Source organism: Pseudomonas mucidolens, assembly GCF_900106045.1.
Taxonomy (GTDB): domain Bacteria; phylum Pseudomonadota; class Gammaproteobacteria; order Pseudomonadales; family Pseudomonadaceae; genus Aquipseudomonas; species Aquipseudomonas mucidolens.
Genome location: NZ_LT629802.1, coordinates 2,046,653 through 2,066,490, shown reverse-complemented (window position 1 = coordinate 2,066,490; position 19,838 = coordinate 2,046,653). Strand labels below are relative to the sequence as shown.

Annotated in this window: 19 protein-coding genes and 1 pseudogene; 13 read left to right on the top strand and 7 right to left on the bottom strand. The window is 59.3% G+C overall.

Translation table 11 applies throughout. The features are described from left to right. Positions 1-211 precede the first annotated feature (211 nt). A complete protein-coding gene (gene tpx / locus BLU75_RS09730) occupies positions 212-712 on the bottom strand; it encodes a thiol peroxidase (RefSeq protein WP_084376789.1) in 501 nt (166 codons plus the stop codon). Positions 713-959: 247 nt separating this feature from the next. Here tpx and BLU75_RS09725 point away from each other — a divergent pair, with 247 nt between their 5' ends. The 9 genes from BLU75_RS09725 to BLU75_RS09685 all read left to right on the top strand — a co-directional run bounded on the left by BLU75_RS09725 (position 960) and on the right by BLU75_RS09685 (position 11,858). Beyond that, on the top strand, positions 960-2,171 hold the full coding sequence (locus BLU75_RS09725) for a glycosyltransferase family 4 protein (protein WP_231982635.1): 1,212 nt from the start codon (positions 960-962) through the stop codon (positions 2,169-2,171). Between the two features lie 72 nt (positions 2,172-2,243). Continuing rightward, the gene (locus tag BLU75_RS09720) at positions 2,244-3,149 is read left to right on the top strand and encodes an AraC family transcriptional regulator (protein WP_084376791.1); all 906 of its coding nucleotides are present in this window, start codon (positions 2,244-2,246) and stop codon (positions 3,147-3,149) included. Between the two features lie 261 nt (positions 3,150-3,410). Continuing rightward, a complete protein-coding gene (locus BLU75_RS09715; RefSeq protein ID WP_084376792.1) occupies positions 3,411-4,721 on the top strand; it encodes an ABC transporter substrate-binding protein in 1,311 nt (436 codons plus the stop codon). 138 nt (positions 4,722-4,859) lie between these two features. Further along, positions 4,860-5,783 carry a carbohydrate ABC transporter permease gene (locus BLU75_RS09710; protein ID WP_084376793.1) on the top strand — a complete coding sequence of 308 codons (924 nt, stop codon included), beginning with the start codon at positions 4,860-4,862 and terminating at the stop codon, positions 5,781-5,783. A 10-nt stretch (positions 5,784-5,793) separates the two neighbouring features. Beyond that, positions 5,794-6,624: a carbohydrate ABC transporter permease gene (locus BLU75_RS09705; RefSeq protein WP_084376794.1), complete on the top strand. Its 831-nt coding sequence runs from the start codon at positions 5,794-5,796 to the stop codon at positions 6,622-6,624. 36 nt (positions 6,625-6,660) lie between these two features. Next, complete coding sequence (locus BLU75_RS09700; RefSeq protein ID WP_084376795.1) at positions 6,661-7,764, top strand: ABC transporter ATP-binding protein; 1,104 nt, start codon at positions 6,661-6,663, stop codon at positions 7,762-7,764. Positions 7,765-7,782: 18 nt separating this feature from the next. Beyond that, entirely contained in the window at positions 7,783-9,264 is a 1,482-nt protein-coding gene (locus BLU75_RS09695; RefSeq protein ID WP_084376796.1) for a mannitol dehydrogenase family protein, read from the top strand. A gap of 161 nt (positions 9,265-9,425) precedes the next feature. After that, positions 9,426-10,907: a xylulokinase gene (gene xylB / locus BLU75_RS09690; RefSeq protein WP_084376797.1), complete on the top strand. Its 1,482-nt coding sequence runs from the start codon at positions 9,426-9,428 to the stop codon at positions 10,905-10,907. 12 nt (positions 10,908-10,919) lie between these two features. After that, a complete protein-coding gene (locus BLU75_RS09685; protein ID WP_084376798.1) occupies positions 10,920-11,858 on the top strand; it encodes a carbohydrate kinase family protein in 939 nt (312 codons plus the stop codon). 26 nt (positions 11,859-11,884) lie between these two features. Here BLU75_RS09685 and aqpZ read toward each other — a convergent pair whose 3' ends face one another. Beyond that, positions 11,885-12,562: an aquaporin Z gene (aqpZ, locus tag BLU75_RS09680; RefSeq protein WP_084376799.1), complete on the bottom strand. Its 678-nt coding sequence runs from the start codon at positions 12,560-12,562 to the stop codon at positions 11,885-11,887. A gap of 239 nt (positions 12,563-12,801) precedes the next feature. Between aqpZ and BLU75_RS09675 the strand changes: the two genes are divergently transcribed. After that, the gene (locus BLU75_RS09675) at positions 12,802-13,200 is read left to right on the top strand and encodes a hypothetical protein (protein WP_084376800.1); all 399 of its coding nucleotides are present in this window, start codon (positions 12,802-12,804) and stop codon (positions 13,198-13,200) included. Here the strand turns inward: BLU75_RS09675 and BLU75_RS09670 are convergent, their stop codons facing one another. Further along, positions 13,201-13,458: a DUF1652 domain-containing protein gene (locus BLU75_RS09670; protein ID WP_084376801.1), complete on the bottom strand. Its 258-nt coding sequence runs from the start codon at positions 13,456-13,458 to the stop codon at positions 13,201-13,203. A 124-nt stretch (positions 13,459-13,582) separates the two neighbouring features. Next, positions 13,583-14,680 carry a threonine ammonia-lyase, biosynthetic gene (gene ilvA, locus BLU75_RS09665; protein ID WP_084376802.1) on the bottom strand — a complete coding sequence of 366 codons (1,098 nt, stop codon included), beginning with the start codon at positions 14,678-14,680 and terminating at the stop codon, positions 13,583-13,585. A 274-nt stretch (positions 14,681-14,954) separates the two neighbouring features. On the opposite strand from ilvA, the gene BLU75_RS09660 reads away from it, so the two are divergent. The 3 genes from BLU75_RS09660 (at position 14,955) to BLU75_RS09650 (ending at position 16,790) form a co-directional block, all read left to right on the top strand. Beyond that, a complete protein-coding gene (locus BLU75_RS09660) occupies positions 14,955-15,158 on the top strand; it encodes a ParD-like family protein (RefSeq protein WP_084376803.1) in 204 nt (67 codons plus the stop codon). Positions 15,159-15,184: 26 nt separating this feature from the next. Beyond that, positions 15,185-15,913, top strand: coding sequence for a type I methionyl aminopeptidase (gene map / locus BLU75_RS09655; RefSeq protein ID WP_408634499.1), 729 nt, complete (start codon positions 15,185-15,187; stop codon positions 15,911-15,913). Positions 15,914-16,010: 97 nt separating this feature from the next. Further along, complete coding sequence (locus BLU75_RS09650) at positions 16,011-16,790, top strand: TSUP family transporter (protein ID WP_084376805.1); 780 nt, start codon at positions 16,011-16,013, stop codon at positions 16,788-16,790. On the opposite strand, the gene nudC is transcribed toward BLU75_RS09650, so the two are convergent. From nudC to BLU75_RS09635, 3 genes and pseudogenes are all read right to left on the bottom strand, one after another. Then, positions 16,758-17,591 (bottom strand): NAD(+) diphosphatase, encoded by an 834-nt coding sequence (gene nudC, locus BLU75_RS09645; protein ID WP_084376806.1) that lies wholly within the window; start codon positions 17,589-17,591, stop codon positions 16,758-16,760. The two genes, BLU75_RS09650 and nudC, sit on opposite strands and share 33 nt — an antisense overlap. A 6-nt stretch (positions 17,592-17,597) precedes the next feature. Further along, positions 17,598-18,410, bottom strand: a complete 813-nt coding sequence (locus BLU75_RS09640) for a crotonase/enoyl-CoA hydratase family protein (protein WP_084376807.1) — start codon at positions 18,408-18,410, stop codon at positions 17,598-17,600. Positions 18,411-18,529: 119 nt separating this feature from the next. Beyond that, a pseudogene (locus BLU75_RS09635) lies at positions 18,530-19,835 on the bottom strand (ATP-binding protein). Between the last annotated feature and the right edge of the window lie 3 nt (positions 19,836-19,838).

Sequence of the window (19,838 nt, the reverse complement as noted above, 5' to 3'; positions counted from 1 at the left end):
GGGAGGCTGAAAGATAAGCACTGGAGCGTTTTAAGAAAAGCGCCTTTACCGGCTATTTACTTTCGGACTTACACTTCTTCACTGACGACCCAACAGCTTCGGATCCTTGGGCTAAGCCGCTGAAGCGTAAATGAAAACGGCCTGGACTAGGCCAGGCCGCAATCATGCATCACACGTGTTACTGCAAAACGACAGTCACGGGCCTGGATGATTACTTCAGCACCGCCAGGGCCGCTTCATAGTTCGGCTCTTCGCCGATCTCCTTGACCAGCTCGCTGTGCAGCACGTTGTCATTTTCATCCAGCACTACCACGGCGCGAGCAGTCAGGCCTTTGAGTGGTCCATCGGCAACGGATACACCGTAGTCGACGGCGAACCCGGCGCTGCGGAAATCCGACAGGCTCTTGACGTTTTCCAGGCCTTCGGCACCGCAGAAGCGCGCCTGGGCAAATGGCAGGTCGGTGGAAATGCACAGCACGACGGTGTTGGCCAGGTCATTGGCCCGGGCGTTGAAGGTGCGAACCGAGGTGGCGCACGTCGGGGTGTCGACGCTTGGGAAGATGTTCAGCACTTTGCGCTTGCCGGCGAAAGAGGCCAGGGTTACGTCCGACAGATCGCCGGCGGTCAGGGAAAAGTCGGGAGCCTGCGTATCGGTTTGCGGCAACTGGCCTTCAACCTGGACAGGGTTACCACGGAGGGTGACTTGAGCCATGAAAGGAATCCTTATGTTGGGTTTAGTGAAACGAATTCGAGAGGCGGAAGTTAACCACAAAGCGGAGTGAGCACCTACGCCTGGACATAAATTGTCATGACGGCCACTGCTTCACAGCTGTGGTTTAATTGCGCGGTTTTCATCCTGCCCTTGAAGGAATCCGTCGTTGAAGAATCCACCTGTTACGCGCGTCCTGGTCATCGGTTATGTATGGCCGGAGCCACGGTCCTCAGCCGCAGGTGGGCATATGATGCAGATTCTCGAAACTTTTCTTACGCAAGATTGGGACATTACTTTCAGCAGCCCTGCCGCTATTGGCGAACACAAGGCCGACTTGGCCGCGCTCGGTATCCGCGAATGCAGCATCGAACTCAATAGCAGCAGTTTCGACGATTTTATTCGCGAGCTGGCCCCGGATATCGTGCTGTTCGACCGGTTCATGATGGAAGAACAATTTGGTTGGCGCGTGGAGAAGCACTGCCCGCAGGCGTTGCGCGTGCTGGAAACCTCTGACCTGCAGAGCTTGCGAGACGCGCGTCAGCAACGCCTCAAGGACTACTTGAAACAGCAACCGGATGCCGATGACTTCACGCCCCTGTTTGCCCCGGCGCTGGATGAAGAGTTCCAGTTGATGGCCGGGACCGACCTGGCCAAGCGCGAGATCGCGGCCATCTATCGTTGCGATATCAGCCTGATGATTTCCGACGTCGAGATCAGACTGCTCACCGAGCAGTTCCATGTGCCGCCCGCCCTGCTCCACTGGTGCCCGTTACTGATCGAGCCGCCCACGCGAGCCTTCGTGCCGTATGACGAACGGGCGCACTTTCTGAGTATCGGGAATTTCCGCCACGCGCCAAACTGGGATGCCGTGCTGTGGATGAAGAACAGTCTCTGGCCGCTGATTCGCCAGCGCTTGCCCGGCGCCCAATTGCATGTCTATGGCGCCTACACGCCGCCCAAGGCCACGGCGCTGCACAATCCTGCCCAAGGATTCCATGTGATGAACTGGGCCGAAGATGCCCTGCAAGTAATGACGGCGGCCAGGATCTGTCTGGCGCCATTGCGCTTTGGAGCCGGGATCAAGGGCAAACTGGCCGATGCCATGCTGTGTGGCACCCCGAATATCACCACGCCCATCGGTGCCGAAGGCATGACGGACGAGCAACCTTGGCCGGGGCTGATCGGCCAGAGCGCCAGCGTCCTGGCCGATGCCGCTGTGACCTTGTATCAAGACCGGCAAGCCTGGACCCAAGCCCAGGAAAACGGACGCCAGCTGCTTGCCGAGCGCTATGCGCCCGCGTTTCATGGGCCTGAATTGGTGCGACGCCTGACACAATGCCGTAGCGAACTGAGTCAACAGCGTCGCGCCAACTTCACCGGCAGCATGCTGCGCCACCATCTGCATAAAAGCACTCAGTACATGGCGCAGTGGATCGAGGCGAAAAACCGCACGCTTTAATCCCAAGCGCTGGCGAGGTGACGCGCAAGGGGGCATTATCGCTTGCGCGCCCCTGATAAAAGCGACGGCAAGATGACCCGAGCAGCGAGAATCACCGACCCTTCCTACGAGTTGATGGACGATCACAACGGTCTGTCCATCATCTATCGCCAGCACGGCTTCCCCTGCCCGCTGGTGCGCTGGCATTTCCATAAGGAATACGAACTGCACTTGATCGTCGCCAGCTCCGGCAAAGTGTTTATTGGTGACTACATCGGTAACTTCTACCCCGAAAGCCTGTTTCTCACCGGCCCCAACCTGCCCCATAACTGGATCAGCCAGGTGGCCGAGGATGAAGTAGTGCCCAAGCGCGACATGCTGGTGAACTTCACCGACGAGTTGTTCGACAGCGCAAATCCCGTGTTCAACGAGCTCAAAGCCCTGGCGCCGTTGCTGGAGCGGGCCAAGTACGGCATCGAGTTCCGTTGCAAGCACACCATCGCCCAGGCAATGACGTTGATGCAGCGCATCGAAGACGCCAGGGGCGTGGCGCGACTTGGGCATTTTCTGATCTTGCTGGAAGTGCTCAGCGCCTGCGAGGATTATCAGTTGCTGTCCGGCGTCACCACGCCGCAGCTGGCGGATGAACACAGCGTCGACCGCACCAACCGCGCGGTGGATTACATCTTCGCCCACTACGCCCGTGAACTGCCCTTGGAAGAGGTGGCGGATTACCTGGGCATGAAGCCCACCTATTTCTCCCGAGTATTCAAACAAGCGACCGGCCGGACGTTTATCGAGTTCGTCAATCGGCTGCGGATCAGCAAGTCCTGTGAGTTGCTGGCCGATGGCGACAAGGCCGTCACCGACGTGTGTTTTGAGTCTGGCTTCAACAATATCTCCAACTTCAATCGACGCTTTCAGCAGCTTAAAGGCATGACGCCTTCCCATTACCGGCGGCTGGCGGTGCAACGCCTGACCGAGCAAAACCTGGCCTGAACCTTACCGAGCAAGCGAGAAATGGCCTACGGGAGAGTTAGCACCTTACGCTTGCTGGGTGCAGTTCAAGATCGCGTACGAAGGAATCGATTCAGCTGTGGGTCCATGCAGTGCAAAAAAGTATCAGTCCAAGTGCTCCCAAGGATTTGTCACCGCGTGTTTAGAAGGCTGTAATCAACGCACACTCTTCCAGTCGTCAGGGAAGACACAACAACAATAACTGTCCTTCTGTCGCCGCCGGGCGCAGAAACGGAGTGCGCGATGAATTTCCCAGTAAAAGCACTGCTTGCCTGTACCTGCATGACCCTCAGCGCTGTCAGCCTTGGCGCGCAAACGTTGACCATTGCCACGGTCAACAACAGCGACATGATTCGCATGCAAAAGCTCTCGAAAACCTTCGAGGCCGAGCATCCCGAAATCAAGTTGAACTGGGTGGTACTCGAAGAAAATGTCCTGCGCCAGCGTCTGACCACCGACATCGCCACCCAAGGCGGACAGTTCGACGTGCTGACCATCGGCATGTACGAAGCCGCACTCTGGGGCGCCAAGGGTTGGCTGGAGCCGATGAAAGATCTGCCGGCGTCCTACGACCTGGAAGACGTCTTCCCCTCGGTACGTGACGGCCTTTCCGTCAAGGGCACGCTGTATGCCCTGCCGTTCTACGCCGAAAGCTCCATCACCTATTACCGCACGGACCTGTTCAAGGACGCGGGGCTGACAATGCCCGAGCATCCGACCTGGACGCAGATCGGCGAGTTCGCCGAGAAGCTGACTGACAAGAACAAGGAACAATACGGCCTATGCCTGCGGGGCAAGGCTGGCTGGGGCGAGAACATGGCGCTGATCACCACCTTGGCCAACGGCTTCGGTGCGCGCTGGTTCGATGAAAAGTGGCAACCGGAGTTCAACGGGCCTGAATGGAAGGACGCGCTGAATTTCTACGTCACCAACATGAAAAAATCCGGCCCACCGGGCGCCTCCAGCAATGGTTTCAACGAAAACCTGGCACTGTTCAACAGCGGCAAATGTGCAATTTGGGTCGACGCCAGCGTCGCCGGCTCGTTTGTCACCGACAAGACCCAGAGCAAGGTCGCCGAACATGTCGGTTTCACCTTCGCCCCACACGAAAAAACTGACAAGGGCACTTCCTGGATGTACTCCTGGTCGCTGGCAATTCCTGCCAGTTCCAAAGCCAAGGATGCCGCCAAGACCTTCAGCGCCTGGGCTACGTCCAAGGAATACAGCGCGCTGGTGGCCAAGACCGACGGTATCGCCAACGTGCCGCCGGGTACTCGCACTTCGACTTACAGCGAGGAGTACATGAAGGCCGCACCGTTCGCCAAGGTGACATTGGAGTCGCTGAAAGTCGCCGATCCGACTAAACCAACCCTTAAGCCGGTGCCGTATATCGGCATTCAGTTGGTGACCATTCCCGAGTTCCAGGCGATTGGCACGCAAGTCGGCAAGTTCTTCGCAGGCGCGCTGACCGGCCAGCAGTCGGTTGACCAGGCGTTGGCTGCGGCCCAGAACACCACCGAACGTGAAATGAAGCGGGCGGGCTATCCCAAGTAACCCTCAGTACTTGCAGGAACGAGCTTGCTCGCGAAGGTATTCCTCTGGCGCATAGCAGCGTCGAATGTACCTTTTTTCGCGAGCAAGCCGGCTCCTGCAAGGGTTTCGCGTACTCGTCTCTAACCGGTCTTGATCATCATGAATACCACCACTACCCAAGTGCTAACTGCTCCGGAAAAGGTGCGCAAAAGCCGCCTGAGCAACCCCGGCTGGTTCCTCGTCAGCCCTTCGGTGGCCTTGTTGCTGCTGTGGATGATCGTGCCGCTGGGCATGACCCTGTACTTCTCACTGATCCGCTACAACCTGCTGTATCCCGGCGAAAACCAGTTCGTGGGCCTGGAAAATTTCAGCTACTTCGTGACTGACTCCGGGTTTCTGCCGGGCGCGACCAATACCTTGTTGCTGGTGGGCAGCGTGCTGCTGATCAGCGTGGTACTGGGGGTGTTGATCAGCGCTCTGCTTGAGGCCAGCGAGTTTTTTGGTCGCGGACTGGTACGGGTGCTGTTGATTTCACCGTTTTTCGTCATGCCCACCGTCGGCGCGCTGATCTGGAAAAACCTGATTTTCCACCCGGTCTCCGGTGTGCTGGCGGCGGTTTGGAAGGTGTTTGGCGCCCAGCCGGTGGATTGGCTGGCGCACTATCCGTTGCTGTCGATCATCATCATTGTGTCCTGGCAGTGGCTGCCCTTCGCGATCCTGATCCTGATGACGGCCATGCAGTCTCTGGACCAGGAACAGAAAGAAGCCGCGCGCCTGGACGGTGCCGGGCCCATCGCAATCTTCTGGCACCTGACCCTGCCCCACCTGGCCCGGCCTATCGCAGTGGTGGTGATGATCGAGACCATTTTCCTGCTTTCGGTATTCGCGGAAATCTTCACCACCACCAATGGAGGCCCCGGCTACGCCTCGACCAACCTCGCCTACCTGATCTACAACCAGGCGCTGGTGCAATTCGATGTCGGCATGGCATCGGCCGGCGGCTTGATTGCCGTGGTCATTGCCAATATCGCGGCGATCATCCTTGTCCGGATGCTCGGCAAAAACCTGACTGACAAGCCTTGAGGCCCGCGCCATGACCCTTCAACAATCTCGTCGCCTGCAAAGCCTGCTGCTCGGCACCCTGGCCTGGGCCATCGCCATCGTGATTTTCTTCCCGATCTTCTGGATGGTGCTCACCAGCTTCAAGACCGAAATCGATGCATTTGCCACGCCACCGCAGTTCATCTTCACGCCGACGCTGGAGAACTACCTGCACATCAACGAGCGCAGCAACTACTTCAGCTTCGCCTGGAACTCGGTGGTGATTTCCTTCAGTGCCACGGCTTTGTGCCTGCTGATTGCGGTGCCGGCGGCCTACTCCATGGCGTTCTACGAAACCCAGCGTACCAAGGGCACGCTGTTGTGGATGCTGTCGACCAAGATGTTGCCGCCGGTGGGCGTGCTGATGCCGATCTATCTGCTGGCCAAGAGCATGGGCCTGCTGGATACGCGGATCGCGCTGATCATCATCTACACCCTGATCAACCTGCCGATTGTGGTCTGGATGATTTACACCTATTTCAAAGACATTCCCAAGGACATCCTCGAAGCCGCACGCCTGGACGGTGCAACCCTATGGCAGGAAATGGTTCGGGTGCTGCTGCCTATCGCCAAGGGCGGCCTGGCCTCCACGGTATTGCTGTCGCTGATCCTGTGTTGGAACGAGGCTTTCTGGTCGCTGAACCTGACCTCCTCCACGGCGGCGCCGCTGACCGCGCTGATCGCTTCCTACTCGAGTCCCGAAGGCTTGTTCTGGGCCAAATTATCCGCCGTGTCGACCCTGGCCTGTGCGCCGATCCTGATCTTTGGCTGGATCAGCCAGAAACAGCTGGTGCGTGGTTTGTCCTTCGGCGCCGTGAAATAACGCCACCTTATAAAAATTTCAATGTGGAGGCCCAGCATGGCCAACCTGAAAATCAACAATCTGCAAAAAGGCTTCGAAGGTTTTTCCATCATCAAGGGCATTGACCTGGAAGTGAACGATAAGGAATTCGTGGTGTTCGTCGGTCCGTCTGGCTGTGGCAAGTCCACGCTGTTGCGCCTGATCGCCGGCCTCGAAGAAGTCACTGAAGGCACCATCGAACTGGATGGCCGCGACATCACCGAAGTGCCGCCGGCCAAGCGCGACCTGGCGATGGTGTTCCAGACTTACGCCTTGTACCCGCACATGAGCGTGCGCAAGAACATGTCGTTTGCCCTCGACCTGGCGGGCGTCGACAAAAAACTGGTCGACAGCAAAGTCAGCGAAGCGGCGCGGATCCTCGAACTGGGCCCTTTGCTGGAGCGCAAGCCCAAGCAACTGTCCGGCGGCCAGCGCCGGCGCGTCGCCATCGGCCGCGCCATTGTGCGCAACCCGAAGATCTTCCTGTTCGACGAGCCGCTGTCCAACCTCGACGCGGCATTGCGGGTGCAGATGCGCCTGGAGCTGGCGCGCCTGCACAAAGAACTGCAAGCGACCATGATCTACGTGACCCACGACCAAGTGGAGGCCATGACCCTGGCCGACAAAGTGGTGGTGCTCAACAGCGGCCGCATCGAACAAGTCGGCTCGCCCCTGGAGCTGTACCACCAGCCGGCCAACCTGTTTGTCGCAGGCTTTCTGGGTACGCCGAAGATGGGCTTTCTCAAGGGCAAGGTCACGCGGCTTGAATCCCAGGGCTGCGAGGTGCAGTTGGACGCTGGCACGCTGATCAACTTGCCACTGAGCGGTTCCACCCTGAGCGTGGGCAGCGCGGTGACCCTGGGTATTCGTCCGGAGCACCTCGAAATCGCCGCTCCGGGTGATACCACCTTGACGGTTACCGCCGATGTCGGCGAGCGGCTGGGCAGCGACACCTTTTGCCACGTCATCACCGCCAGCGCTGAGCCACTGACCATGCGTATTCGTGGCGACATGGCCAGCCAGTACGGCGAAACCCTGAACCTGCACCTCGACCCGGCGCACTGCCATCTGTTTGATACTGATGGTGTTGCGGTCGCCCGTCCACTGCGCGCTGCCGCCTGATCTTGCGAGAATTGCCCGATGAAACTGAACACACAACATCTCACGCAACTGGCGCCCGAGGTCCAACTGCCACGCTATGCCATTGCTGATACCCGCCAAGGGATCGCGCATATCGGCGTCGGCGGTTTCCATCGTGCCCACCAGGCGTATTACACCGATGCGTTGATGAGCACCGGGAGTGATCTGGACTGGAGTATTTGTGGTGTTGGCCTGCGTGCCGAGGACCGCAAGGCACGAGACGACCTGGCAGGTCAGGATTATCTGTTTACCCTGTACGAATTGGGCGACTCCGATGACACCGAAGTACGGGTGATCGGCTCCATCAGCGACATGCTCCTGGCTGAAGACAGTGCCCAGGCGCTGATCGACAAGTTGGCCAGTCCCCAGATTCGCATCGTTTCGCTGACCATCACCGAAGGTGGCTACTGCATCGACGACAGCAACGGCGAATTCATGGCTCACCTGCCGCAGATCCAGTACGACCTCGCTCATCCCGACACGCCGACCACCGTATTCGGCTTTATCTGTGCCGCCCTGACCCAGCGCCGCGCGGCCGGCACGCCAGCGTTTACCGTCATGTCCTGCGATAACCTGCCGCACAACGGCGCCGTCACCCGCAAGGCCTTGTTGGCGTTCGCCGCGTTGCATAACGCCGATCTGCATGACTGGATCAAGGCCAACGTCAGCTTCCCCAACGCCATGGTCGATCGCATCACGCCCATGACCAGCACCGCGCATCGCCTGCAATTGCATGACAAACACGGTATCGACGATGCCTGGCCGGTGGTCTGCGAGCCCTTTGTGCAATGGGTGCTGGAAGACAATTTTGTGAATGGCCGTCCTGCCTGGGAAAAAGTTGGCGTGCAATTCACCGATGACGTTTCGCCCTATGAGGAGATGAAAATCGGCCTGCTCAACGGCAGCCACCTCGCCCTGACCTATTTGGGTTTTCTCAAGGGCTATCGTTTTGTCCACGAAACCATGAACGATCCATTGTTCGTGGCGTATATGCGCGCTTACATGGACCTCGACGTAACGCCGAACCTGGCGCCGGTGCCCGGTATCGACCTGACAGACTATAAACAAAGCCTGGTGCAGCGCTTCTCCAACCAGGCAATTGCCGACCAGTTGGAACGTGTCTGTTCTGATGGTTCGTCGAAGTTTCCAAAGTTCACCGTACCGACGATCAACCGCTTGATTGCCGATGGCCGCGAAACCGAACGGGCGGCGCTGGTCGTGGCGGCCTGGGCGTTGTACCTCAAAGGCGTGGATGAAAACGGTGTGAGCTACAAGATCCCTGACCCGCGTGCCGAGTTCTGTCAGGGACTGGTGGCCGATGAAGCGTTGATCAGCCAGCGGTTGCTGGGCGTGGAAGAGATTTTCGGGACGGCTATTCCCAACTCGCCCGGGTTTGTGGCAGCGTTTGAACGGTGCTACGTAAGTCTGCGGGATAAAGGCGTGGCCGAGACGCTGGAGCGAATGTTGGCTGAGATTGACTGAGCGAAGTGTGCTGATAAATATTGTGACCTGAAAGACCCTGTCGATTAGGGACGCCGAGGTCATCTTTCAGAACGATGTAAACACCCACATTCCCCCATCAGTCCTCTCGCCGTTTTAGGGAGAGCGTCAGGGGGCGACCTCAAAAGCTGAGCAAACTCACCATGACCCAGCAAAACCTCTACCTCGGCATTGACTGCGGCACCCAGGGCACCAAGGCGATCGTCCTCGACGCCGCGACTGGCAAGGTCCTCGGCCTTGGCGCCGCCAGCCACACGTTGATCAGCAGCGCCAATGGCCGGCGCGAGCAAGCCCCCCATGAGTGGCTCGACGCCTTCACCGAAGCCACCCATCGAGCCTTGCAACAGGCGGGCGTGGATGGTCAGGATATCCTCGCCATCGGCGTTTCCGGCCAACAGCACGGCCTGGTGCTACTGGATGATCAGGGCCAGGTGCTGCGCCCGGCCAAGCTCTGGTGCGACACCGAAACCAGCGCCGAAAACCACCGACTGCTGGATTACCTTGGCGGTGAAAGCGGTTCCCTGGAACGCCTCGGCGTTGCCATTGCTCCTGGCTACACCGTGTCCAAACTGTTATGGACCCTTGAGCAGCATCCCGCTGTCTTTGCGCGTATCGCGCATATTCTCTTGCCCCACGATTACCTCAACTATTGGCTGACGGGCCGCGCCTGCGCCGAGTATGGCGATGCGTCTGGCACCGGTTATTTCAATGTGCGGACCCGCGAATGGGACTTGCCGCTGTTGCGTCATATCGATGCCAGCGGACGCCTGGAAGCAGCGTTGCCACACTTGATCGAAGCTGATCAGGCGGTGGGCCGCATACTGCCGGCTATCGCCGAACACCTGGGCATCAACCCCAATGCACTCGTGTCCAGCGGTGGCGGCGACAACATGATGGGCGCAATCGGTACCGGTAATATCACCCCGGGTGTGATCACCATGAGTCTGGGGTCCTCGGGCACCATCTATGCCTGCGCCGATCAACCCAACGTCAGCGCGCAAGCTTCGGTGGCGACCTTTTGTTCATCCAGCGGTGGTTGGCTCCCGTTGATTTGCACGATGAACCTGACCAACGCCACCGGGGTGGTCCGTGAGTTGTTCGAGCTGGATCTGGCCGCGTTCAACACCTTGGTCGAGCAGTCGCCCATCGGCGCCGAAGGCGTCAGCATGTTGCCTTTCCTCAACGGCGAGCGCGTGCCTGCCCTGCCCCACGCCAGCGGCAGCCTGCATGGCTTGAACATGACCAACCTGAACCGCGCCAATCTGTGTCGCGCGGCGGTCGAAGGCACCACGTTCGGTTTGCGCTATGGCCTTGACCTGTTACGCCAGACCGGCCTGCAGAGCCACAGTATCCGCCTGATCGGCGGCGGCTCGAAGAGCCCCGTATGGCGGCAGATGGTTGCGGACATCATGAACACTGAAGTGATTTGTACTGAACAGAGCGAGGCGGCGGCGCTGGGCGCGGCGATACAGGCTGCCTGGTGCCAGTCCGGCGAAAGCCTGGAGGCACTGTGTACGCGCTGCGTCAGTCTCGATGCAGACAGCTCGACCCGACCCTCGGCAACCAGCGTCAGCGCCTATCAACAAGCCTATGAGCGCTATCAACAGCACGTGGCAACCCTTTAAGAGCGAATAACTATGTATCTGGTGTGTGGCGAAGCACTGTTCGATTTTTTCAGCGAAGACGATGCCGACGGGCAGGCCTCGAGGGTCAATTTCAAGGCGATTGCCGGCGGTTCGCCGTTTAACGTGGCGGTCGGTTTACGCCGGCTGGGGATTGAGGCCGGACTGTTCGGCGGACTTTCCAGCGATTATCTGGGGCAGCGGCTGCGCCAGGTGCTGCAGCAGGAAGGTGTGCGGGATAACTATCTGCAGGAGTTCTCAGCGCCCACCACACTGGCGATGGTCGCGGTGGGCGCCAACGGTTCGCCGCAATACAGTTTTCGTGGCGAAGGGTGTGCGGATCGACAATTACAGGTCGAGCACCTGCCCGTTCTCGGCGATGAGGTTCGCGGTCTGCACTTCGGTTCGTTTTCCCTGGTGGTGCAACCGATTGCCGACACACTCCTGACACTGATCCGTCGAGAAAGTGGCAAGCGCCTGATCAGCCTGGACCCCAACGTGCGCCTGAACCCGCAGCCGGACATCGCGTTGTGGCGCCAGCGGGTGACTGAACTGGTACGGCATGCCGATTTGATCAAGGTCAGCGATGAGGACCTGCACCTGCTCTACCCCGGCCAGTCCCCGGAAAGCGTGCTTGAGGGATGGTTGCAACACCGTTGCCAATTGATTTTCCTGACCCGTGGCGGTGATGGTGCAACCGTCTTCAGTCGCCAGCATGGCAGTTGGTCGGCCCCAGCGGTCAAGGTGGTCATGGCCGATACCGTCGGTGCCGGTGACACGTTCCAGGCGGCCTTGATTGCCTGGTTGACCGAGCATCAGCTGGATTCGGTCGAGGGCGTACAGCGTCTTGCCAGGGTTCAGATCGACGAGCTGCTGACGTTTGCCATTCGCGCCGCAGCCCTGACATGCAGCAAGACCGGGCCGGATTTGCCCTATCGCGCTCAACTGGATTGACTCCGCCGGAGTCGTCAGGGGGAACGCTACCTGACGGCCCTCGCGACCATTGCCCCCACCACGCCGCCCAGCACCGGAGCCAGCCAGAACAGCCAGAGTTGCGCCAGATACGCAGCCCCGGAAAATAGCGCCGGCCCGGTACTGCGCGCCGGGTTGACCGAGGCATTGGTGACTGGAATCGCGACTAAATGAATCAAGCTCAGTGTCAAGCCAATCGCAAGCGGAGCAAAACCTGCCGCCGCACCGGGCGCGGTGACACGCATGACAATAAACACGAAAAAGAACGTGACCACGGCTTCTACCACCAGCGCCGCCAGCAGGCTGTACTTTCCCGGGCTCAGTTCGCCATAACCATTGGCCGCGAAGGCACCTATTTCAAAGCCCGGCCGGCCGCTGGCGATCAACGCCAGCACCGCGGCGGCGACCGTCGCGCCAGCCAACTGGGCGATGATGTAGGGCAGCACATCAACCCCTGGTAGTCGTCGGCCGACCCACAAGCCAATGGTCACGGCCGGATTGAAGTGCGCGCCGCTGATACGGCCCACGGCATAGGACATGGTCAGCACAGCGAGACCAAACGCCAGGGCTACGCCGGTAAAACCGAGCCCCCGGTTCGGAATGACCGCCATCAGAATCGCGCTGCCGCAGCCGGCAAAGGTTAGCCAGAAAGTCCCAAGAAACTCTGCTGCAATTTTTTGTTGCAAGGTCAACTCTCCATACGCCGGCCATCAGAGCAGGCCAGGCGGCGACGTTAGCAACGGCGAGTGCCCTGTCAGTATCGGACTTTTCTGATTGAGGAGTGGCTGTATCGCCTTGATGGAGAGCCTCGATTACCCACGGTTGTCGGACGTCTGCCATTCGCCCGCTCATGAGCGAGCACCGGGACAATCACACAACCACAAGGTATCCTGCTCGGCTTCTGAAACGGCTGAAAGGATTCACCATGCAGTTGCGTTTTTACCCGCTTGCCCATTTTACAGCGGTGCTGTGCCTGGCCCTGGCACTGGTCTGGGGAGTTAGACCTGACTTACTGTTGTGGCTCTGGAGTGTCCAGTATTCCGAGGTCACCGGCCTGGTCGCGCGGCGCAATGCCATGTTGTTCCTGGCCATCGGCATCATGTTTTATCGCCTTCGCCATGCGTTACCCTCGCCGACACGAAACGCTGTGACCAGCGGTTTTATCACCGGATGCCTGGGGCTTGCGGCACTGGGAGTCATCGAGTGGCTCAATGGCCACGCAGGGCCCGGGATTTTATTGGCGGTGTTCACCGAAATAACACTGGGCCTGGCATTTATCCAGGCCCAGAAGTCGGGGGTCATTCAGCCCCAGACCTCACCCTGATTAATGAAACCGTGCTCCGACTCTGCGTGGGGCGGGAGCGTGGGCGTGCTTGAGGTCTTCGCGTAACTCGGTGATCAAGTTGCAGATCGCCCGACTGCTGTCGAGTTTATCGGCGCAAATACCCGTTACGGTCAGGTCTGTGCCGTCATCCTCATACACCTTGATTGTCAGCGAGGCATCCTGGGCCTTGATACATTCACAGCGTTTAGGCAGGAAACATCTTTCAATAATACTGCGCAGTTCCAGTTCCGAAAGCATGGCAAACCTCTCCTTTTTGAGACCACCAAAGTTCTTGTGTAAATGTTGATGCTGCTGGCAGGCGCTATAACCCGTCTGCCTGAGACGCCTTGCCGACCTTGGCGGACGCTCTCAATTCTTCAGCCTACTCTCTGGAACCGACCGCGTTGGACTCTTTTCTCATAAGCAACTGCGGTACCGGTATCAAGTGGCTTGACGCACCCCAGCCCACCACCTGAGCAGCCACGCGCTCGGCCACGTGCCGCAAGCTGTCAAAGTTGATATTGGCCCCGGAGTTGATCGCGACCAGCGTCTGCCGTCTGGCCTGGCTACGTGCTACATAGGCACGAACGCCAGCAACAGCGAGGGCGCCGGAAGGTTCGGTAATCGAGCGGGTATCGTCGTAGATCAACTTGATGGCGCTGCACAACTCATCGTTGCTGACAGTGATCACCTCATCCACATGCCGCCGACAAATCTCAAAACCGTAGGCACCGATCTGCGCGACGGCGGTGCCATCGGCGAAAGTATCGACACTGGGTAACACCACCCGTTCCCCGGCCTGCAAGGCTGCCAGCAGGCAACTGGAACCTTCGGGCTCCACACCAATGATGCGCACCTCGGGACGCAGGTATTTGACGTAAGCCGCGATACCGGCGATCAAGCCTCCGCCACCGACCGGTACAAAGATCGCGTCCAGCGCGCCCTGTTGCTGACGCAATACTTCCATGCCCACCGTACCCTGCCCGGCAATGACACGCGGGTCGTCGAACGGCGAAACAAAGGTGCCGCCCGACTGTTCTGCCAACTGCAACGCGTGGGCCAGGGCGAAGGGAAAACTTGCGCCGTGCAGCACCGTTTCGGCGCCTCGAGAGCGCACGCCCAGCACTTTCAGCGCAGGCGTCGTACTCGGCATGACAATCGTGGCCTTGATTCCCAGTTCATGCGCCGCCAGTGCCACGCCTTGGGCATGATTACCCGCCGAAGCGGTGATCACACCTCGTCGGCGTTGCGCGTCGTCCAGTTGCACCAACGTGTTGTAGGCACCACGGATCTTGAAGGAAAAAGTCGGCTGCAAGTCTTCGCGCTTGAGCAGGATCTGATTGCCAAGCAACGCCGACAACGCCGGCGCGGCCTGCAATGGGGTACGCACCGCCAAGTCATAAACCGGCGCGGCAAGAATCATTTTGACGTAGCGCTCGAGCAGATGCTGATCGGCAGTGTGGCGTTGACGGGTATTCATCGGTGTCTCCTGGGATGATGCCGAGCCCGGAAGACGGAAAAACAAAACCCGCCTTCAAGGCGGGTTTGGGTACAGCCAAGCGCTATCCCGCCAAATGAGGAATGGCGGTAATAATGCTTGGCTGGAAAGCAAAGGTTTGAACGGTCATGAGGCAAAATTAACCAGCGATACGTGGCAAGTCAATCGCAACCGCTACGGCTGCAGGCAACAACCGGCTTTACGGGCGACATATGAAACGTATACGATTCATATATTCAACTAAACAGTGAAACGCATGGGCATTGTCAAGATCAGCGATCAACTGCATGAACAACTCCGTCTGGCCAGCGCCACTATGGATCGTTCCATCAACGCCCAGGCCGAGTTCTGGATCAAGATCGGTCTCTTGGCCGAACTCAATCCACACCTGGCCTACAACGACCTGATCAACAAGTTGCTGTTGGACAAAACCGACCTGATCCGGGGGCGCAGCCGTTGATCAAGAGCGCCGAAGACCTCGTCCTGATGCGCGAAGCCGGCCGTTTGTTGGCGCAAGTGTTCACGATGCTCGACAGTACCGTCAGTGCCGGGCAGTCAACCCTGGAACTGGACCGCGCCGTCGAAGCCTTTATCCGTAACGAGCTGCAATCGCGCCCCGCCAGTCTCGGACAATATGATTATCCGTTCTCGATCAACACCTCCATCAACGAGGTGGTCTGCCATGGCATGCCGGACGCCAAGGCGGTGTTGAAAGACGGTGATATCGTCAACATCGATATCACGCTGGAGAAAGGCGGTTTTATTGCCGATTCGAGCAAGATGTACCTGATCGGGAGCGTCTCGCCCAAAGCCCGGCGCCTGGTAGAAAAGACCTTCGAGGCGATGTGGGCCGGGATCCAGCAGGTCAAGCCCGGTGCCCGCCTGGGGGATATTGGGCATGCCATCCAGAGCCATGCGCAGGCCAATGGCTACAGCGTGGTACGGGAGTACTGCGGCCACGGGATCGGGCGCGAAATGCACGAGGAACCGCAAATTCTGCATGTCGGCCGGCCCGGTACGGGCATGCTATTGCGTGAAGGCATGGTGTTCACGATTGAGCCGATGTTGAATCAGGGCAGCGCCAAGGTCCGCAGCCTGAAAGACGGCTGGACCGTGGTGACCCGCGACAACAGCTTGTCTGCACAGTGGGAGCACACGGTGGCGGTGACCACCGATGGCTATGAAGTGCTGACCCTGCAAGCATCAGCGAAATAACGCACATCACAACAGTCGCCGTAACATCTGGTTATAGGTAAGCTATCGGTCCTTCGCGCAGCCCTTTCTGCGCCTCGCCGAAAAATAAGTCGCCTACATGCCTTTTGAACTCAGTGTTGACCTCACCACCCTGGCCATTCTGGTCGTTGTTGCCTTCGTCGCCGGTTTTATCGATGCCATCGCCGGCGGAGGCGGTTTGTTGACCACCCCGGCCCTGCTGACCGCCGGCATGCCGCCGCATATGGTGCTGGGCACCAATAAGCTGAGTTCGACCTTCGGTTCGGCCACCGCCAGTTTCACCTTCTACCGGCGCAAGCTGTTCCATCCGCGGCAATGGGTGCACGCCATCGTCGGCACCTTGGTTGGCGCCCTGGCCGGGGCCATCGTGGCCCACTACCTGCCGGCCGAGTGGCTGAACAAGATGTTGCCGGTGATTATTTTTGGCTGCGGGCTGTACCTGTTGTTTGGCGGGACGCCCAAGGCGCCGCTGGATGCCGATGCGCCGATCAAGAAGAAATGGCAGTCGACCCAAGGTTTCGGGCTGGGCTTCTACGACGGTGTGGCGGGGCCTGGCACGGGCGCATTCTGGACCGTCAGCACACTGTTGATGTACCCCGTTGACCTGGTCAAGGCCAGCGGCGTGGCGCGCAGCATGAACTTCGTCAGCAACGCGGCGGCGCTGTCGGTGTTTATCTTCAACGGTTCGGTCGACTGGATTGTCGGCTTGTGCATGGGCGTTTCGGTGATGGTGGGCGCGTTTTTTGGCGCTCGCAGCGCGATCAGCGGCGGCGCCAAGTTCATTCGCCCGGTGTTTATCACGGTAGTGCTGGGCCTGACGATACGCCTAGCCTGGCAACACTGGTACAGCGTGGCCTAGACGCCGCGCTACATACAGATCGATCAGGTAGCGCGCAATCGAGCGTGATGCCGGCAACGGCGGCAGGTGGTGGATGTTGAACCACTGCGCGTCTTCGATCTCGTCGGCCTGGGGCACGATATCGCCACCCGCGTATTCGGCGTGAAACCCCAGCATCATCGAATGTGGAAACGGCCAGCATTGGCTGCCCACGTACTGGATATTTTGCACCTCCACCTGCACCTCCTCGCGCACCTCGCGAATCAGGCAGTCTTCGGCGGACTCCCCAGGCTCGGCAAATCCCGCCAGGGTACTGTAGACCCCGGTCACGAAGCGCGGCGAGCGTGCGAGCAGTATCTCGTCGCCGCGGGTAATCAGCACAATCATGCTCGGTGAAATACGCGAGTAGCTGCGCAAGTCGCAGGCCTGGCAAAACATTGCCCGCTCACGGGGAATCTGCACCATGGCCTGGCCGCAACTGCCACAAAAACGATGTTCGCGCGCCCAGGTGCCGATTTGCGCGGCATACCCCAGCACGCTGTACAGTTTGTGCTCGTCCTGCAGCATGAAGCCGCGCAAGCCCTGCCAGCGACAACCCTGTACATCGCTGGCACGGTTCAGCTCCAGCAGATACACCGGTTCGCCATCCAGGTAGCCGATACCGTGCTCGGCCATTACCGAAAGGTCCTGGCGCTTGAGCCACTCCCTGGGGAACAGCGGCCCATTGTCATCGAGTAAAAAACCTTCGCGGCTGCGAGCCACGGCCCAGCCACCTTGGGCCTCGTTATCCAGTAGCGTCGTGGTCATCCAGCCTGGGGTCATGTTCGATCAATCCACAAATTCGGGTTTCTGCTTGCTCATATGGGCCGCGATGGCCACACGCAGGTCGTTGGATTGCAACATAGCTGCGTTCCAGGTGGCAACGTATTCCAGACCGTCATTGATCGTATGGTCACGCATGTAGCTGATCATCGCCTTGGTGCCGGTCACGGCAATCGGCGATTTGGCGGCGATCTGCGCGGCGATCTCCAACACCCCGGCCAGCAGGCTTTCGTGGTCGGCAAAGGTGCGGTTGACCAAGCCGATGCTGCGCGCTTCTTCGGCACCGAAAGTACGCCCGGTGTAGGCCAGCTCGCGCAACATGCCATCGCCGATGATACGTGGCAGGCGTTGCAGGGTGCCCACATCGGCGGCCATGCCAATGTCGATTTCCTTGATCGAGAATTGCGCGTCGGCGGCGGCATAGCGCATGTCACACGCGCTGATCAGGTCGATGGCACCGCCGATGCAGCAGCCCTGGATCGCTGCCAGTACCGGTTTGCGACAGTTGTCGACGGCATTGAAAGAGGCTTGCAGTTGCAGGATCTTGCGGCGCAGTAGTCGCGCGTTGCGCCCCACATCCTGGCCAAACTCATTGGCCACCGAGGCCAGCATCATCAGGTCGATGCCGGAAGAAAAATGTTTGCCGGCGCCACTGAGGACCACCGCCCGCACCGCGTCGGTGTCTTCGATCCATTGGAAGATATCAATGATTTCGCTCCAGAACGCCGCGTTCATGGCGTTGATCTTTTCCGGGCGATTGATCTGCACATGGGCGACGTTGCCGTGGAGTTCGACGACAAAGGCTTGGTATTCGGACATGGCAGTGATCCTTGACTGGCGACTGATAAGGGCCGAACTATACCAAGGGAGTGCAATGCGGGGTAAGGCTGCGCTTGTGCCAAAGCCGGGACTGGAGTGAGCTGTAGGTCTTCGACACGCTACAGCTTCTGGCTCGGCAACCACAACCGAAACCGCGCGCCACCCAGCGGCGAGGCCTGTGCCATCAAGGTTCCACCCTGCGCCTCCAGCGCGCGCCGACTGATCGCCAGGCCCAGGCCAAAGCCGCCGGTGGAACGGTCACGGCTGCGATCCAGCCGGTAGAATGGCTCGAAAATCCGCTCACGCTGGTCCTCCGGGATCCCGATACCGTCGTCATCGACCCAGATCTCACACCCCTTGGCACACACCCTGACGCCCACCTGAATCCGTCGCTCGCAATAACGCGTGGCATTGCGCAGCAGGTTTTGCAGGGCTCGGGCGGTCAGGCGTGGATCGAGGGTGAAGCGCTCCACAGTACAGTCCAGCGCCACGTCGATGACGATTTCGGGGTTTTCCAGCTCATCGTCGACGCTGCCTAAAACGCTGTCGATAAACTCATCCAGCACCACTTCCACTTGCTCGGGCAGTTGCGCCGGATTTTGCAGGCGACTGTAAGACAGCAACTCCAGCACCAGATCATCCAGCTCGCGAATATGCGCAATCAACCCTTGCAGGCGTTCGCGGCTGGCCACCGGCAGGTCTTCGGACAGCGCCAGGGCCAGGCCGAAGTCCAGGCGCGTCAACGGCGTGCGCAGTTCATGGGACACCGCGTTGAGCAGGTCTCGCTGCTGGTTGAGTAACTGTTCGATGTCGTTGGCCATGGTGTCGAACACCGCCGCCAGGCTGCCGATGTTGGAACTGGGCGGAATCTGTGTGCGCGCATCCAGGTTGCCACGCCCCAACTGCGCGGCTGTCATCTTGAGCCGCTCCAGGTCACGCCAGTGGGGCCTGAGCCAGACCAACAGACAGGCCAGCAACGCCGCGCCAATCAGCACGTTCATGCTCCAGTACAACAGGTTCATGTCCAGCGGGTCAGGCGGGATGGTCAGTTTCACCACCCACTGCGCGTCGAGCGGCGAACTGACTTCTTCCATCCAGCCCCACTCCCCCCAGGCGGATCACGGATTTGCCCTGCGCCAGCAACTGTTCCTCGGCCGGGGTATAGCCGGCCTCCTGGCGATGCAACAACTGCACCTTCAACGGCGCGAAATCCTCGATCAACTGGTCAGTGACCTGTGGCCACTGTTCCACCGCAACGCTGTGATACTGCTTGACGATCAGCGCCTGCAAGCCACGGGATTGTTCGATGTTGTAGTCCATGTAGCGATGCTGGAAGACCTCGATGATGCCCTTGGGAATCAGGAAGGTTGCCGCGCTGTAGGTGACAATGGTCAACAGATAGAGACGAAAAAGGACTCGGAACATGCT

Bases quoted from the DNA above. Each gene is read 5' to 3' on its own strand.
- BLU75_RS09675 (WP_084376800.1), top strand. From the start codon at position 12,802: ATGCAGTTGCGTTTTTACCCGCTTGCCCATTTTACAGCGGTGCTGTGC.
- BLU75_RS09660 (WP_084376803.1), top strand. From the start codon at position 14,955: ATGGGCATTGTCAAGATCAGCGATCAACTGCATGAACAACTCCGTCTG.
- BLU75_RS09695 (WP_084376796.1), top strand. From the start codon at position 7,783: ATGAAACTGAACACACAACATCTCACGCAACTGGCGCCCGAGGTCCAA.
- xylB (WP_084376797.1), top strand. From the start codon at position 9,426: ATGACCCAGCAAAACCTCTACCTCGGCATTGACTGCGGCACCCAGGGC.
- BLU75_RS09710 (WP_084376793.1), top strand. From the start codon at position 4,860: ATGAATACCACCACTACCCAAGTGCTAACTGCTCCGGAAAAGGTGCGC.
- tpx (WP_084376789.1), bottom strand. From the start codon at position 712: ATGGCTCAAGTCACCCTCCGTGGTAACCCTGTCCAGGTTGAAGGCCAG.
- BLU75_RS09700 (WP_084376795.1), top strand. From the start codon at position 6,661: ATGGCCAACCTGAAAATCAACAATCTGCAAAAAGGCTTCGAAGGTTTT.
- BLU75_RS09640 (WP_084376807.1), bottom strand. From the start codon at position 18,410: ATGTCCGAATACCAAGCCTTTGTCGTCGAACTCCACGGCAACGTCGCC.
- BLU75_RS09725 (WP_231982635.1), top strand. From the start codon at position 960: ATGATGCAGATTCTCGAAACTTTTCTTACGCAAGATTGGGACATTACT.
- ilvA (WP_084376802.1), bottom strand. From the start codon at position 14,680: ATGAATACCCGTCAACGCCACACTGCCGATCAGCATCTGCTCGAGCGC.
- BLU75_RS09720 (WP_084376791.1), top strand. From the start codon at position 2,244: ATGACCCGAGCAGCGAGAATCACCGACCCTTCCTACGAGTTGATGGAC.
- nudC (WP_084376806.1), bottom strand. From the start codon at position 17,591: ATGACCCCAGGCTGGATGACCACGACGCTACTGGATAACGAGGCCCAA.
- BLU75_RS09650 (WP_084376805.1), top strand. From the start codon at position 16,011: ATGCCTTTTGAACTCAGTGTTGACCTCACCACCCTGGCCATTCTGGTC.
- BLU75_RS09685 (WP_084376798.1), top strand. From the start codon at position 10,920: ATGTATCTGGTGTGTGGCGAAGCACTGTTCGATTTTTTCAGCGAAGAC.
- BLU75_RS09705 (WP_084376794.1), top strand. From the start codon at position 5,794: ATGACCCTTCAACAATCTCGTCGCCTGCAAAGCCTGCTGCTCGGCACC.
- BLU75_RS09715 (WP_084376792.1), top strand. From the start codon at position 3,411: ATGAATTTCCCAGTAAAAGCACTGCTTGCCTGTACCTGCATGACCCTC.
- BLU75_RS09670 (WP_084376801.1), bottom strand. From the start codon at position 13,458: ATGCTTTCGGAACTGGAACTGCGCAGTATTATTGAAAGATGTTTCCTG.
- map (WP_408634499.1), top strand. From the start codon at position 15,185: ATGCGCGAAGCCGGCCGTTTGTTGGCGCAAGTGTTCACGATGCTCGAC.